Raw genomic sequence first — 15,290 nt, forward strand, 5'->3', positions numbered from 1 at the left:
TCACTTCAGGAAGTCCGGGACGTCGAGCTCCTCGGCCATGCTGTCCGGGTAGCTGCGGGACTGCGGGAGCGGGGGAACGACCGGCGTGACCGGGGTGGCGGCCGGACGCTGCTCGGCCACCGGCTCGGGGGCCGGGGCGGCCGGAGCCGGGGTCTCCTCCTTGGGCGTCACGCTGCCGAGCGACCCGAAGGACGGGCGCGCGGGCTCGGCGGGCCGCGACGGGGCGGCCGGCTCCTCGCGCTTGGCGGAGGCCGAGCCGAGGACGTTCTCCCGCTTGGCGGGCGGCTGGCCGCCGTCGAACCCGGCGGCGATCACGGTGACCCGGACCTCGTCGCCGAGCGCGTCGTCGATGACCGCGCCGAAGATGATGTTGGCCTCGGGGTGGGCCGCCTCGCTGACCAGCTGGGCCGCCTCGTTGATCTCGAACAGGCCGAGGTCGGAACCGCCGGAGATGGAGAGCAGGACGCCGCGGGCGCCGTCGATGGACGCCTCGAGCAGCGGCGAGGAGATGGCCATCTCGGCGGCGGCCACCGCGCGGTCGTCGCCGCGGGCGGAGCCGATGCCCATCAGGGCGGAGCCCGCCTCGGACATCACGGACTTGACGTCGGCGAAGTCGAGGTTGATGAGACCCGGGGTGGTGATCAGGTCGGTGATGCCCTGGACGCCGGAGAGCAGGACCTGGTCGGCCGACTTGAAGGCGTCGAGGACCGAGACCTGGCGGTCCGAGATGGACAGCAGCCGGTCGTTGGGGATGACGATGAGGGTGTCCACCTCGTTGCGGAGCTCGGCGATGCCGTCCTCCGCCTGGTTCGCGCGGCGGCGCCCCTCGAAGGTGAACGGGCGGGTGACCACGCCGATCGTCAGCGCACCGAGCGAACGGGCGATGTTGGCCACGACGGGCGCGCCGCCGGTGCCGGTGCCGCCGCCCTCGCCGGCGGTCACGAAGACCATGTCGGCCCCCTTGAGGACCTCCTCGATCTCCTCGCGGTGGTCCTCGGCGGCCTTGCGGCCGACCGCCGGGTTGGCGCCGGCGCCGAGTCCGCGGGTGAGTTCGCGGCCGACGTCGAGCTTGACGTCGGCGTCGCTCATCAACAGCGCCTGAGCGTCGGTGTTGATGGCGATGAACTCGACGCCCTTGAGACCGACCTCGATCATCCGGTTGATGGCATTGACACCACCGCCGCCGACACCGATGACTTTGATGACTGCGAGGTAGTTCTGCGGTGCTGCCACGTCGAAGGCCTCTCGCCTCGAGTTACGTGCCGGACGCCTCGCGGGTTCCCCGCGGTGCGCCGGCTGATGCCGAATGGGACGGTCCGAACGCCGACCCGAACCCTAACGGTGAAGTTTAGGGTTACCAGTGTGTCTGTTCCCTGGACTATTCCGAACAGGACACTAGGTCGACAAGTGGCGCACGTTCAACGAACACGCCGAACCTCCCGCTTTTCTTTTCACCCTATGTGATCAAGCGCGTGACTGCCCAGTCCGGGTGCTGGCCTGCGCTGATGTGCGTCAACTCGCTGATGACGCAGGGGCGGAGGGGACACTGACGTCGAAGTGCCGGGCCCGCGGGGTTGCCTTCATCAGGGCCTGCAGGGTACGGGCTTTCGCCGCGCCGTCCTCCGGGCTGCCCCAGCGGACGGTGCGTCCGTCCTTCAGTTCCAGCGAGAAGGCGTCGAAGGTACGGACCTTGACCCTCCGGGTGGAGCGGGCCACCTGGTCCGGGATGTCGCGGGCGACCCGGACCGCCTCGCGCACCAGCCGGTCGCGGCCGAACCGGCGCAGCGTCGAGGTGGCGGACCGCGCGGAGGACGGGTCGAGTTCGAGCAGCGGCACGGAGCCGGGGGCCTTGGGCAGGGTGGCGAACCGGACGCCGGTGGCGTCGACCTCGGTGAAGCCGTCGCCCTCCGCGAGGATCAGCACGGCGGTGCGCTCGGTCACCCGCAGGGTGACGCCGTGCGGCCAGTCCCGGTCCGCCTCCACCGACTTCACCCGGGGCAGCGCCCCGCGCACCCGCGCCTCGACCGCCTCGGTGTCCACGGAGGCCAGCGGCAGCCCGTCGGGGACGGCGGCCGCGCGGCGCACCTCGTCCTCGCCGAGCACGCGGGTGCCGGCGACTCCCACCTCGCCGACCCGCAGCCACGCGGAGCCGTACAGCAGCCAGACGACGCCGGCGGCCAGCAGCGCCGCCACCGCGCCGGCGACCACCAGGGTGCGCCGGCTCGGCGGGGCGGGGAGGCGGCCGCGCCAGGAGGGGCCGCCGGGCCCGGCCTGTTCTGCCGGGTCCGGGCGGCGGTCACCGCGTTCGGCCTCCGTCGTCGCTGCGGCCACGCTCCCTGCCCTCCGTCGTGCTGCGTCGTGCGTACTGCCGGGTCCGCTCCCCGCCCCACCGCCCGCGGGCGGTCAGGCGCGACGGGCCTCGGCGATGGCCTCGTGGACCATGCCGACGAGGAGCTCGTCGGCGTCCCGGCGGCCGAACTCCGCGGCGGCGCGGGACATCTGGTAGAGCTGGTGCGGGTCGGTGAGCACGGGCATGACGTTCTGCAGGACCCAGTCCTCCGTCAGCTCCGCGTCGTCGACCAGCATGCCGCCGCCCGCCTTGACCAGCGGCTGGGCGTTGAGCCGCTGTTCGCCGTTGCCGATGGGCAGCGGGACGTAGGCGGCCGGCAGGCCGACGGCGGAGAGCTCGGCGACGGTCATCGCGCCGGCGCGGCAGAGCATCATGTCCGCCGCCGCGTAGGCGAGATCCATCCGGTCCAGGTAACTCACCGGGATGTACGGGGGCATCCCCGGCATCTGGTGGACCTGGGGCAGTTCGTTCTTCGGGCCGACCGCGTGCAGGATCTGGACGCCGGACTGCTGCAGGCGCGGGGCGATCCGCTGGACCACCTCGTTGAGCCGGCGGGCGCCCTGGGAGCCGCCGGTCACCAGCAGGGTGGGCAGGTTGGGGTCGAGCCCGAACGCGGCGCGCGCCTCGGCGCGCACGGCGGCGCGGTCGAGGGTGGCGATGGAGCGGCGCAGCGGGATGCCGATGTAGCGGGCCCCGCGCAGCTTGCTGTCCGGGGTCGCGACGGCGACGCGGGAGGCGTACCGGGAGCCGATCTTGTTGGCCAGGCCCGGGCGGGCGTTGGCCTCGTGGACGACGATCGGCACGCCCAGGCGCTTGGCGGCCAGGTAGCCGGGCAGCGCGACGTAGCCGCCGAAGCCGACCACGGCGTCCGCCTTGGTGCGCTCCAGGATCTCCTCGGCGGCCCGGATGGTGCCGCGCAGCCGGCCGGGGACGGTGATCAGCTCAGGGGTGGGCTTGCGCGGCAGCGGGACCGCCGGGATCAGCGCCAGCTCGTAGCCGCGTTCGGGCACCAGACGCGTCTCCAGACCGCGTTCCGTGCCCAGGGCCGTGATGCCCACGGTCGGGTCCTGCCTGCGCAGGGCGTCCGCGAGGGCGAGCGCGGGCTCGATGTGGCCCGCGGTTCCTCCGCCGGCGAGTACGACATGCACCGAAATTCACCGCTCTCCGGACGAACGCGCCGTGGCGCGCCGTCGCATCGTGTTCCATCGACGGGGTTCCCGGACCGGCCGGTTCTTCCCCGCCCGCTTTTTACCAAAGCGGGGTTGGCGCATCGCAAGCGCCGCCCGCGCGGCGGGCTCGTCACGCGCGAACGCGATCAGCAGCCCGACGGCGAACATGGTTGGCAGCAGGGCGGATCCGCCGTAGGAGAACAGCGGGAGCGGGACGCCGGCGATCGGCAGCAGGCCGAGCACCGCACCGATGTTGATCATGGCCTGGGCCGTGATCCAGGTGGTCACGCCTCCCGCGGCATACCGTACGAAGGGGTCCTCCGTGCGTCCGGCCACGCGGATGCCCGCATAGCCTAGAGCGGCGAAGAGGGCGAGCACCGACAGCGTCCCCGCCAGACCCAGTTCCTCGCCGGTGACGGCGAAGATGAAGTCCGTGTGCGCTTCCGGGAGTTGTCCCCATTTTTCCACACTCGCGCCCAGGCCCGAGCCGAACAGGCCGCCGTTGGCGAGCGCGTAGAGGCCGTGCAGCGCCTGCCAGCACCGGTCGTCGGGGCCGGGGTCGGTGGCGCCGAGGCACGCGAGGCGGGCCATCCTGTTGTCGCTGCTGGTGATGAAGTAGACGCCGATGGCGCCGGCCACGGACAGCACCCCGGCGAACAGCCGGGTGGGGGCTCCGGCCAGCCACAGCAGGCCGAAGAGGACCGCGGTGAGGATGATGGCGGTTCCCATGTCCCCGCCGATCATGATCAGGGCGAGCAGCAGGAACGCCACCGGCACCAGCGGGACCAGCAGGTGCTTCCACTGGGTCAGCAGCCGCTTGTCCTGCTTGCGGGCCATCAGGTCGGCCCCCCACAGGACCAGGGCGAGCTTGCCGAGCTCGCTCGGCTGGATCTGGAAACTGCCGCCCAGCGGGATCCAGTTCTGGTTGCCGTTGACCGCCACTCCTATCCCGGGGATCTGCACCAGGATCATCAGGAAGACGGAGCAGGCCAGGGCCGGGTAGGCGAGCGCCCGGAGCAGCTTGGTCGGCATCCGGGAGGCCACGAGCAGGAGCACGCCGCCGATGACGGCGGCGAGCAGCTGCTTGCGGAAGAAGTAGGCCCCGGGCAGCGAGTAGCGCAGCGCGGTGATCTGCGAGGCCGAGTAGACCATCACCAGGCCGAGCACGGTGATCAGCGAACTGCCGCCCAGGATCAGGTAGTAGGCGGTCAGCGGCCGGTCCCAGGCCTTGCGGGCCCGGGTGACCGCGCGCCGCACCGGGTTCTCCCGCACCGGCTCGGCGGGCCTGGCCGCGACGGGCGCCGGCACGCGGGCGCTGCGGCGGCCCGGGCTCGCGGGTCGCTTCGTCCCGTTGCGTTCCATGGCACCCCTTCCGATCGGCGACCGATCCAACCACGCCTTCCCCGGCGCCCGTGTCCGACCCGCCGTGCCCGGCGGGCCCGGCGGTCGTCCGCCGGGTACGGTCCGGCGCGGCGGACGCCGAAGGGCGGCCGGGGAGTCCCCGCGACCGCCCTCCGGGTCAGGCCAGTTCGCCGACGGCCCTCTCGAACGCCTCGCCCCGGGCGTTGTAGTTGACGAACATGTCCATGGAGGCGCAGGCGGGCGCCAGGAGCACCGTGTCGCCCTCCTGGGCGAGGGCACGGGCCTCGGCGACCGCGGCGGCCATCGCGCCCTCGTCGGTGCGGTCGAGCTCGACCACCGGCACCTCGGGCACATGGCGCTCCAGCGCCTCGCGGATCAGCGCGCGGTCGGCGCCGATCAGCACCACCGCCCGCAGCCGGTCGGCGGCCCGGGTGACCAGTTCGTCGAAGGTGGCGCCCTTGGCGAGTCCGCCGGCGATCCACACCACGGAGCCGTAGGAGGCCAGGGAGGCCTCCGCCGCGTGGGTGTTGGTGGCCTTGGAGTCGTCGACGTAGGAGACGCCGTCCACGTCGGCGACGTGGGCGATGCGGTGGGCGTCGGGCCGGAAGGCGCGCAGCCCGTCGCGGACCGCCCCGGCCGGGACGCCGAAGGCGCGGGCCAGCGCGGCCGCGGCCAGCGCGTTGGCGATGTTGTGCGGCACCGACGGCCGGACGTCGGAGACCTCGGCGAGTTCCTGGGCGTTCTTCTGCCGGTTCTCGACGAAGGCCCGGTCGACCAGGATGCCGTCGACGACGCCGACCTGGGAGGGACCGGGGGTGCCGAGGGTGAAGCCGACGGCGCGGCAGCCCTCCTCGACGTCGGCCTCGCGGACCAGGTCCTCGGTGGCCTTGTCGGCCACGTTGTAGACGCAGGCGACCTGGTTGCCCTCGTAGACGCGGCCCTTGTCGGCGGCGTACGCCTCCATGGAGCCGTGCCAGTCGAGGTGGTCGGGCGCCAGGTTGAGGACCGTGGCGGAGTGGGCGCGCAGCGAGGGCGCCCAGTGCAGCTGGTAGCTGGAGAGCTCCACGGCGAGCACGTCGTACGCGGTGTCGCCGAGGACGGCGTCCAGCAGGGAGACCCCGATGTTGCCGACGGCGGCGGTGCGCAGTCCGGCGGCCTCCAGGATGGAGGCGAGCATCCGCGTGGTGGTGGTCTTGCCGTTGGTGCCCGTGACGCAGAGCCAGGGGGCGGGGGTGCGGCCGTCGAGGTCGCGCAGCCGCCAGGCGAGCTCGACGTCGCCCCAGACCGGCACGCCGGCCTCGCGGGCGGCGGCGAACAGCGGCTTGTCGGGCCGCCAGCCGGGCGCGGTGACGATCAGCTCGGCGCCGTCCGGCAGTGTGTCGCCGTCGCCGAGGCGGACGGTGACGCCCAGCTCGGCGAGCTCGGCGGCCTGGGCGCGGGCGCGCTCGTCGTCGCCGTCGTTGACGACGGTGACGTGCGCGCCCAGGTCCGCGAGGACCTTGGCCGCCGGGACGCCGGAGACTCCGAGCCCGGCGACCGTGACGTTCTTCCCCCGCAGATCCCCTCCCTGCCGCAGGCCCCGCCACTCCTGGCCGTGGGTCACTTGTTCGCCGCCCATCCCGCGTAGAAGACGCCCAGTCCGACGATGACGCACATGCCCTGGATGATCCAGAAGCGGACCACGACCAGGACCTCGGACCAGCCCTTGAGTTCGAAGTGGTGCTGCAGCGGCGCCATCCGGAAGACCCGCTTGCCGGTCATCTTGAAGGAGCCGACCTGGATGACCACCGACATGGTGATGAGGACGAACAGACCGCCCAGCAGCGCGAGCAGCAGCTCGGTGCGGGAGCAGATCGCCAGGCCGGCCAGCGCGCCGCCGAGGGCCAGCGAGCCGGTGTCGCCCATGAAGATCTTCGCCGGGGAGGTGTTCCACCACAGGAAGCCGAAGCAGGAGCCCATCAGGGCCGCGGCGACCACCGCGAGGTCCAGTGGGTCCCGTACCTCGAAGCAGGCGCCCGGGTTGGTGAGCGTGCCGGCGTTGGCGCAGGACTCCTGGAACTGCCAGATGCCGATGAAGGTGTAGGCGCCGAAGACCATCACCGAGGCGCCGGTGGCGAGGCCGTCGAGGCCGTCGGTGAGGTTCACGCCGTTCGACATGGCGAGGATCATGAACAGCGCCCAGACCACGAACAGCACCGGGCCGATCGACCAGCCGAAGTCCTCGACGAAGGAGATCCGGGTGGAGGCCGGGGTGTTGCCCCGGATGTCCGCGAACTGCAGCGAGAGCACCGCGAAGGCGACGCCCACGATGAGCTGGCCGGCCATCTTCGCCTTGGCCCGAAGGCCGAGCGAGCGCCTCTTGACGATCTTGATGTAGTCGTCGAGGAAGCCGACCAGGCCCATGCCGGCCATCAGGCCGAGGACCAGCAGACCGGAGAGCGTGAGCTCGTTGCCGGTGATCAGCTTGGCCGCGAAGTACGCGATGATCGTCGCCAGGATGAAGGCGATGCCACCCATGGTCGGCGTGCCGCGCTTGCTGTGGTGCTCGCGCGGGCCGTCGTCGCGGATGTACTGGCCGTAGCCCTTCTTGGCCAGCAGCTTGATCAGCAGCGGGGTGCCGATCAGAGTCAGGAAGAGGCCGATGACTCCCGCGAACAGGATCTGATTCATCATCGGGCGGCGACCTCACCCTCGAGCAGCGCCTCGGCGACCTTCTCGAGCCCCACCGACCGGGAAGCCTTCACCAGGACGACGTCCCCCGGTCGCAGCTCGCTGCGCAACAGGTCGATCGCCGCCTCTGCGTCGGACACGTGCACCGACTCCTCACCCCACGAACCCTCGTTGTATGCGCCCAGTTGCAGCCAGCGGGCCTCCTGGCCACCGACCGCGACGAGCTTGCCGACATTGAGCCGGACGGCGAGCCGTCCGACGGCGTCGTGCTCGGCGAGAGCCTCGTCCCCGAGCTCGGCCATCTGGCCGAGCACCGCCCACGTACGGCCCCCCTTGGCCCGTGCGGTCTCACCCATGGCGACGAGCGCGCGCAGGGCTGCTCGCATGGACTCGGGGTTCGCGTTGTAGGCGTCGTTGACGACGGTCACGCCGTCCGGGCGCTCGGTGACCTCCATCCGCCAGCGGGAGAGGGAGCCCGCCTCGGAGAGCGCGAGGGCGATCTCTTCCGCGGACATGCCCAGCTCATGGGCGACGGCGGCCGCGGCGAGCGCGTTCGACACGTGGTGCTCACCGTACAGGCGCATTGTCACATCGCTGCACCCGGAGGGTGTGTGGAGGCGGAACGCGGGGCGTCCGGTGTCCGTGAGTCGGACGTTCTCGGCACGGACGTCCGCTTCGTCCGCCTCGCCGAAGAAGACCGTCTTCGCCGTGGTTCGGGAGGCCATGGCCTTGACGTACGGATCGTCCATGTTCAGCACGGCGATGCCGCCGTCCTCGGCGGACGGCAGCGACTCGACCATCTCGCCCTTGGCCTGGGCGATCTGCTCCCGGCCGCCGAACTCGCCGATGTGGGCGCTGCCCACGTTGAGCACGACGCCGATCCGGGGCGGGGTGAGGCCGCACAGGTAGCGGATGTGACCGATGCCGCGGGCGCCCATCTCCAGCACCAGGAAACGGGTTTCCTCGGTGGCGCTGAGCGCGGTGAGCGGGAGTCCGATCTCGTTGTTGAGCGAGCCCGGCGTCCAGACGGTGGGCGCCTTGCGGCCGAGCACCTGGGCGATGAGGTCCTTGGTGCTGGTCTTCCCGGCGGACCCGGTCAGGGCGACGAGGGTGGCGCCGAGGCGGGTCACGACATGGCGGGCGAGGGCGCCGAGGGCGGCCTGGACGTCGTCCACGACGATCGCGGGCACGCCGACGGGGCGGGCCGCCAGGACGGCGACCGCACCCGCCTGGACGACCTGCGCCGCGAAGTCGTGGCCGTCGACGCGTTCGCCCGTGAAGGCGGCGAAGAGGCTTCCTGGCGTCACGTCACGGGAGTCGCGGACGACCGGTCCGGTGACCTGGACGGACGGATCCGGTATGTCGTGCGTCTGCCCGCCGACGGCTTCTGCGATCTCGGCGAGGGAGAGGGCGATCACTGGTTCATCCCTGGGTCTTCTGGGGTGCCTGGGTCTTCTGGATGGCTTCGCGGAGGACCTGGCGGTCGTCGAAGGGCCGGACGACGCCGGCGATGTCCTGGCCCTGCTCGTGGCCCTTGCCGGCCACCAGCACGGTGTCGCCGGGCCCGGCGAGGGCGACGGCGGCCGCGACGGCCGCGGCCCGGTCCTCGAAGACCCGGACCTCGCCGCGCTCGTGGGCGGGCACCGAGGCGGCGCCCTCCAGCATCGCGGCGAGGATCGCCAGGGGGTCCTCGGAGCGGGGGTTGTCGGAGGTGAGCAGGGCGGTGTCGGCGAGACGGGCCGCGGCGGCGCCCATCGGGCCGCGCTTGGTCGTGTCGCGGTCGCCGCCGCAGCCGATGACCACGTGCAGGCGGCCCTCGGTGACCAGGCGCAGGGCGCGCAGCACCGACTCGACGGCGTCGGTCTTGTGGGCGTAGTCGACGACCGCCAGGTAGGGCTGGCCGGCGTCGACGCGTTCGAGGCGGCCGGGGACGCCGGGCACCGCGGCGACGCCGTCGGCGGCGGCCTGCGGGTCGAGTCCGGCGGCGGACAGCGCGACGATCGCGGCGAGGGTGTTGGCCACGTTGAACCAGCCCGGCAGCGGGGCGCGGGCGGTGATCCGCTCGCCCTTGGGGCCGACCGCGGTGAAGGTGGAGTCCATGGCGCCGGTGCGGACGTCCTCGGCGCGCCAGTCGGCGTCGGGGCTGCCGTCGGCGGAGTAGGTGATCACCGGGACGCCGGCCTCACGGGCGAGGCGGCGGCCGTACTCGTCGTCGGTGTTGACCACGCCGAGGCGGCTGCGCTCGGGGGTGAACAGGCTCGCCTTGGCCTGGTAGTAGTCCTCCATGTCCCGGTGGAACTCCATGTGTTCCGGGCTGAGGTTGTTGAAGACCGCCACGTCGAAGACGCAGCCGTCCACCCGGCCCAGCACCAGGGCGTGGCTGGAGACCTCCATGGCGACGGCCTCGACGCCGCGTTCGCGCATCACCGCGAACAGGGCCTGGAGGTCGGTGGCCTCGGGGGTGGTGCGCTCGGACTTGATCCGCTCGTCGCCGATGCGCATCTCGACCGTGCCGATCAGCCCGGTGGACCGCGCGGTGCGCAGACCGCCCTCGATCAGGTAGGCGGTGGTGGTCTTGCCGGAGGTGCCGGTGATGCCGATCTGCAGCAGCGCGTCGCCCGGGCGGCCGTAGACGGTGGCGGCGAGTTCGCCCATCCGGCCGCGCGGGTCCTCGGTGACGAGGACCGGCAGCCCGGTGGCCGCGGCGCGTTCGGCGCCGGCGGGGTCGGTGAGCACGGCGGCCGCGCCGAGGGAGGCGGCCTGGGCGGCGAAGTCCGCGCCGTGGGCGCGCGCGCCCGGCAGGGCCGCGTACAGGTCGCCCGGCCGCACCGCGCGCGAGTCGTGGGTGATGCCGGTGACCTCGGCGCCGCTCGCCGGGTCCGGGGCGCCGAGCGCCCGGGCCAGCTCGCCGAGGGGGGTCGCGGCGACCCGCGCGGGCCTCGGCGGCCCCGCGGGTTTCTGGTTGTGGGGGGACTGATCAGCTTGTGGCACGGCGGTGAGCGTACCGGGCGCGGGGGTTCCGGAGCGAAGCGAGGGGCCGGGCGGGGCGTGACCGGATCCGTCGGCGGGGCCGGGACCGGAGGTGATCGTCGTCACGGGCGTTCCTGCTGTTCTGGGTCGTGCTGACGGTGTGCGGCGGAGCTCAGGGCTTGAAGGTGACGGGCAGTCGGGCGGGTTCCTTCCCGGTGGGCGGGACCTGGAGGGTCTTCAGGGCGAACTCCATGACCTGCTTGTACACGGGGCCGCAGATCTGTCCGCCGAAGTGGCTGCCCTCGGTGGGGTTCTGGATGACGCAGTAGACGGTGACCCTCGGCTTGTCGGCGGGCGCGAACCCGGCGAAGGAGGAGGTGTAGCCGCTGTAGTTGCCGGTCCTGGGATCCACCCGGTTGGCGGTGCCGGTCTTGCCGGCCACCCGGTAGCCGGGGATGCGGGCCCTGGTGCCGGTGCCCTCCTCGTCGTCGACCACGGACTCCAGCATCCTGGCGAGGGTCCTGGCGGTCTTCTCGCTGACCACGCGGGTCCTGCGCGGCTCCTCCGCGGGGGTGAAGCCGCCGTCCGGGCCGCGGGTGCCGCGGACCAGGGTGGGCTGCACCCGCACGCCGTCGTTGGCGACCGTGGAGTAGACGGAGGCCGCCTGCAGGGCGTTGACGGACACGCCCTGGCCGAAGGGGATCGTGTACTGCTGCGAGGTGGACCACTCCCCGGGCGGGGCGAGGATGCCGGAGGTGGCGCCGGGCAGGCCGAGCCCGGTGGGCTGTCCGAGGCCGAACTTGCGCAGGTAGGAGTGGAGGACCTGGTTGGCCTCCTTCTGAGTGTCGCCGAGCTGGCCGGTGGCCATGATGGTGCCGATGTTGCTGGACTTGGCGAGCACGCCGTTGAGCGTGAGGTGCCAGGTCTCGTGGTCGATATCGTCGCGGAAGAGCCGGTCGCCGCGGTGCAGCCGGTTGGGGACCGTGACGTGGGTTCCCGGGGTGGCCACGCCCTCGTCGAGCACCGCGGCCATGGAGATCACCTTGGCGGTGGAGCCGGGTTCGAAGGCGTCCTCCACGGCGGCGTTGCGCAGGGCCTCGGGGTCGGCCTTCGAGAGGTCGTTGGGGTCGAAGCCGGGGGCGTTGGCCATGGCCAGGATCTCGCCGGTGCGGGTGTCCTGGACGATGACGTAGCCGCGGTCGGCCTTCGAGGCGGCCACCTGGTCGCCGATGGCCTTCTGGGCGGCCCACTGGATGTCGCGGTCGAGGGTGAGCTCGACGGTGGAGCCGGGCACCGCCGGCTTCTCGCTCCCTCCGGCGGTGGGCACCTGCCGTCCGCCGGACTGCGCGTAGCGGATCTTCCCGTCCCGGCCGGCCAGGCTCTCCTGCATCTGCCGCTCGATGCCGCCGCCGCCCCGGCCCTCGGCGTCGACCCAGCCCAGCACGGAGCCGGCCAGGTCGCGGTTGGGGTAGACGCGCTTGCTGCTGGGCGCGGAGAAGACGCCGGCCAGCACGTTGACCACACCGGAGTCCTCGCCCTCCTGGCGGGCGAGTTCGGCCTTGAGGTCGGCGATCTGCTGCCACTCCTGCGGGGTGCGGCGACGGGCCAGGAGGACGTACATGGTGTTCTTCGTCCGCAGCTTGCGGGCGATCTCCGCCTGCTCCTCGTCGTCGGCCTCGAGCACCTGGGCCAGCAGCTCGGCGGCCCGCTCGGGCGCGTCGTCGATGCCGGTGGCCTTGCGGGTGAACATCGTCGGGTCGGCGGTGATGTCGTCGGCGTCGACGCTGCTGGCCAGGGCGACGCCGTTGCGGTCGGTGATGTCGCCGCGCTGCGCCTCGACCTTCTGGTCGACGTAGCGGTTCTGCTGGGCCTTGGCCGTGTAGGTGCTCGCGTCCACCGCCTGGACCTGGAGCAGCCGCACCAGGAAGGCGGACAGCACCAGGGTCAGGGCGAGGCCGATCAGGCGGAGCCGGGGGCGCGGGCTGCCGAGCCGCAGCGGCTTGGGGCCGGACGGGCGGCGCGGCGGCGTGGGCCGTCCGCCGCGGCCGCCGGACCCGGACGGGCGGCGGGCGGCCGACCCGGCGGACCGGGCCTGCCGCCCGGGCGCGGGGACGCGGCGTCGCTGGGCTTGCCTGTCGGGCACTTCCGTCACCTGCCGGGGGTCGGAGAACTCGGTTCGGTGGAGGCGGCGTTCGGGGAGGACGTGGCCGCCCCCGCCGCGGTTCCCGGCGCGGTGGGGGACGCCGGGCCGGAGGCCTTCGGTTCCCCGCTTCCGGACGGGGATGCCGATCCGCCGGGTCCGGCGGCCGCCGTCGCCGAGGCGGACGGCGATGCCTGCGCGGGCGGCGAGGGGACGCCGGTGGCGGCCTGCGGCCTGCCGCGGACGGTGCCGTCGGGCTGGAGGAAGGCGGGGTCGCCGCCGGGGACCATGCCGAGCTCCTGGGCGCGGCGGGCCAGCGCGTCGGGCGCCGCGTAGGCGTCGACGTCGCGCTGAAGCGCCTGCTCGTCGTCGGTCAGGGTCTTGGTCTCGCGGCGCAGGTCGGAGAGGCGGAACGAGCCCTCGCTGAGCGCCGAGTTGAGCAGCAGCAGGGTGATCAGCCCGCCGCCCAGCAGGGCGACCACCAGCAGCACGAACGGCGTGCGGGCGGCCTGGCTCCCCCGGGTGGGCAGCAGCGCCGCCAGCCGTGCCGCGCGACCCCGCAACGGTGGTTTCCCGCTCATCCGTCCTCCCCTTGCCCCTCGGTGGTCACCGGACGTCCTCCCTGACGCGCTCCGCCCCGCGGAACCGGGCCGGGGCGGCCCGCCGGTTCTCGGCGATCTCCTCCTCGGTGGGCAGCTCGGCCCCGCGGGTGAGCAGCTTCAGCCGGGGCTGGTACTCCTCGGGCACGACCGGCAGTCCGGGCGGCGCCGTGGAGGCGGCGCCGGCCGCGAAGACCTGCTTGACCAGCCGGTCCTCCAGCGAGTGGTACGACAGCACGCCGATCCGCCCGCCGACGGCGAGGGCCTTCACCGCGGCGGGGATCGCCCGCTCCAGGACGCTCAACTCGCCGTTGACCTCGATGCGCAGGGCCTGGAAGGTGCGCTTGGCGGGGTTGCCGCCGGTGCGCTTGGCGGCCTGCGGCAGGGCGTCGCGGATCAGCTGCACCAGCCGGGCGCTGTTGGTGAACGGCTCCTTCTGGCGTTCGCGCACCACGGCGGAGACGATCCGCTTGGCCTGCTTCTCCTCGCCGTACGCGCGCAGGATCCGCACCAGTTCGCCCGGCGGGTAGGTGTTGAGGACCTCGGCGGCGCTGATGCCGGTGGTCTGGTCCATGCGCATGTCCAGGGGGGCGTCCTGGGCGTAGGCGAAGCCCCGGTCGGCCTCGTCCAGCTGCATGGAGGAGACGCCAAGGTCGAAGAGGACGCCCTGGACGCCGTGCGCGGAGGGGATGCCTAGGCGGTCCAGGACCTCGGGGAGCTCGTCGTAGACGGCGTGCACCAGGGTGGCCCGGTCGCCGAAGGGGGCGAGCCGCTCGCCGGACAGGCGCAGCGCCTCCTTGTCGCGGTCCAGGCCGATCAGCCGGACCTCGGGGAACCGGGTGAGCATGGCTTCGCTGTGCCCGCCGAGGCCGAGGGTGCAGTCGACCACGACCGCTCCCGGCCGCTCCAGCGCGGGCGCCAGGAGATCCAGGCACCGCCGGAGCATCACAGGGACATGTCGGCTCTCGCTCAAGGGGCCCTCTCAGGTCCGCGTGGCGATACGCGCAACCGGGTCACCGCCCGCTCGCGGAGGGGAGGCCCGCCGGCGCCAGGAGCGTCGGCCGGCCAGGAGCGGGAGGAGGCCGAGCCGCACGTACGCGCCGCGCACGTGGGGAGATCCCGGGCGTCCTCGGCCCGGGTGCTCCGGAATTCGGTCCAGCGGGGAGGGCATCGCGTGTCTCGCCTCCCGCTTCGCGTCACTTTAGTCCACCCTGTCTGCCGGTCAATCAACTGCCCTGCGCGTCGTCCCGCCCGGGGGCGGTGCCGCCCCCGCCCTACAGGAATCACCCGTGCGGCGCAGTGCACTCCACCCTTGTGGGTTACCTCACACAGAAGATCGACGGTTCCGTTTGTCCCCTTCCGCAAGTGTCGGGGCGGGAAGCGGCCAGTAACGTCTTCCTCATGTCGACTTCTGCTTCTGCCGGCTCCGCCGCCCCCTCCCCCGGCGCCGACACCACCGGCCCCGTGACCGACCGCCTGGTCGAGGCGAACCAGAACTACGCCGCGGCCTTCACCGACCCCGGCATGGACGCCCGCCCGGTGCTGCGCGTGGCGGTCGTCGCCTGCATGGACGCGCGCCTCGACCTGCACGCGGCGCTCGGTCTCGACCTGGGCGACTGCCACACCGTGCGCAACGCGGGCGGCGTGGTCACCGACGACGTGATCCGCTCCCTGACCATCAGCCAGCGCGCGCTGGGCACCCGCAGCGTCGTGCTGATCCACCACACCGGCTGCGGCCTGGAGTCCCTCACCGAGGAGTTCCGGCACGAGCTGGAGATGGAGGTCGGCCAGCGTCCGACCTGGGCGGTGGAGGCTTTCCGCGACGTCGACCAGGACGTGCGGCAGTCCATGCAGAAGGTGCGCACCTCGCCGTTCCTGCTCCACACCGACGACGTCCGCGGTTTCGTCTTCGACGTGAAGACCGGTCTGCTGCGGGAGATCGACGGCTCCTGACGGCCCGGGCGGGCGTCCTGTCCGCCCCGTGCCCCGTGTCACCTCGGCTTTTCTCAGGCGCCCGGTCCGGGATTCCT

Annotated in this window: 12 protein-coding genes; 1 reads left to right on the plus strand and 11 read right to left on the minus strand. The window is 72.9% G+C overall.

Translation table 11 applies throughout. From position 1 onward, the window contains the following. The 11 genes from ftsZ to rsmH form a co-directional block, all read right to left on the minus strand. The gene (gene ftsZ / locus ABT026_RS13195; RefSeq protein ID WP_351114337.1) at positions 1 to 1,233 is read right to left on the minus strand and encodes a cell division protein FtsZ; all 1,233 of its coding nucleotides are present in this window, start codon (positions 1,231 to 1,233) and stop codon (positions 1 to 3) included. Positions 1,234 to 1,512: 279 nt separating this feature from the next. Further along, a complete protein-coding gene (locus ABT026_RS13200; protein ID WP_351114338.1) occupies positions 1,513 to 2,331 on the minus strand; it encodes a cell division protein FtsQ/DivIB in 819 nt (272 codons plus the stop codon). 72 nt (positions 2,332 to 2,403) lie between these two features. Next, complete coding sequence (gene murG / locus ABT026_RS13205; protein ID WP_351114339.1) at positions 2,404 to 3,498, minus strand: undecaprenyldiphospho-muramoylpentapeptide beta-N-acetylglucosaminyltransferase; 1,095 nt, start codon at positions 3,496 to 3,498, stop codon at positions 2,404 to 2,406. A gap of 6 nt (positions 3,499 to 3,504) precedes the next feature. After that, positions 3,505 to 4,881, minus strand: a complete 1,377-nt coding sequence (ftsW, locus tag ABT026_RS13210; protein WP_351114340.1) for a putative lipid II flippase FtsW — start codon at positions 4,879 to 4,881, stop codon at positions 3,505 to 3,507. A 157-nt stretch (positions 4,882 to 5,038) separates the two neighbouring features. Beyond that, a complete protein-coding gene (gene murD, locus ABT026_RS13215) occupies positions 5,039 to 6,499 on the minus strand; it encodes a UDP-N-acetylmuramoyl-L-alanine--D-glutamate ligase (protein ID WP_351114341.1) in 1,461 nt (486 codons plus the stop codon). Further along, positions 6,481 to 7,551: a phospho-N-acetylmuramoyl-pentapeptide-transferase gene (gene mraY, locus ABT026_RS13220; RefSeq protein WP_351114462.1), complete on the minus strand. Its 1,071-nt coding sequence runs from the start codon at positions 7,549 to 7,551 to the stop codon at positions 6,481 to 6,483. Before mraY ends, murD begins: the two co-directional genes overlap by 19 nt. Then, positions 7,551 to 8,969, minus strand: coding sequence for a UDP-N-acetylmuramoyl-tripeptide--D-alanyl-D-alanine ligase (locus ABT026_RS13225; protein ID WP_351114342.1), 1,419 nt, complete (start codon positions 8,967 to 8,969; stop codon positions 7,551 to 7,553). Before ABT026_RS13225 ends, mraY begins: the two co-directional genes overlap by 1 nt. A gap of 4 nt (positions 8,970 to 8,973) precedes the next feature. Then, positions 8,974 to 10,647, minus strand: coding sequence for a UDP-N-acetylmuramoyl-L-alanyl-D-glutamate--2,6-diaminopimelate ligase (locus ABT026_RS13230; RefSeq protein WP_502967964.1), 1,674 nt, complete (start codon positions 10,645 to 10,647; stop codon positions 8,974 to 8,976). A gap of 46 nt (positions 10,648 to 10,693) precedes the next feature. After that, positions 10,694 to 12,673, minus strand: a complete 1,980-nt coding sequence (locus ABT026_RS13235; protein ID WP_351114345.1) for a peptidoglycan D,D-transpeptidase FtsI family protein — start codon at positions 12,671 to 12,673, stop codon at positions 10,694 to 10,696. Further along, positions 12,670 to 13,242, minus strand: a complete 573-nt coding sequence (gene ftsL / locus ABT026_RS13240; RefSeq protein ID WP_351114346.1) for a cell division protein FtsL — start codon at positions 13,240 to 13,242, stop codon at positions 12,670 to 12,672. The genes ABT026_RS13235 and ftsL overlap by 4 nt, the downstream gene beginning before the upstream one ends. Positions 13,243 to 13,267: 25 nt before the next feature. Continuing rightward, complete coding sequence (gene rsmH, locus ABT026_RS13245; protein WP_351114347.1) at positions 13,268 to 14,233, minus strand: 16S rRNA (cytosine(1402)-N(4))-methyltransferase RsmH; 966 nt, start codon at positions 14,231 to 14,233, stop codon at positions 13,268 to 13,270. Positions 14,234 to 14,661: 428 nt separating this feature from the next. Here rsmH and ABT026_RS13250 point away from each other — a divergent pair, with 428 nt between their 5' ends. Beyond that, positions 14,662 to 15,213 carry a beta-class carbonic anhydrase gene (locus ABT026_RS13250; RefSeq protein ID WP_351114348.1) on the plus strand — a complete coding sequence of 184 codons (552 nt, stop codon included), beginning with the start codon at positions 14,662 to 14,664 and terminating at the stop codon, positions 15,211 to 15,213. The last annotated feature ends 77 nt before the right edge of the window (positions 15,214 to 15,290 follow it).

It is taken from the genome of Streptomyces sp. NPDC002734 (assembly GCF_040295685.1).
Taxonomy (GTDB): Bacteria; Actinomycetota; Actinomycetes; order Streptomycetales; family Streptomycetaceae; genus Streptomyces.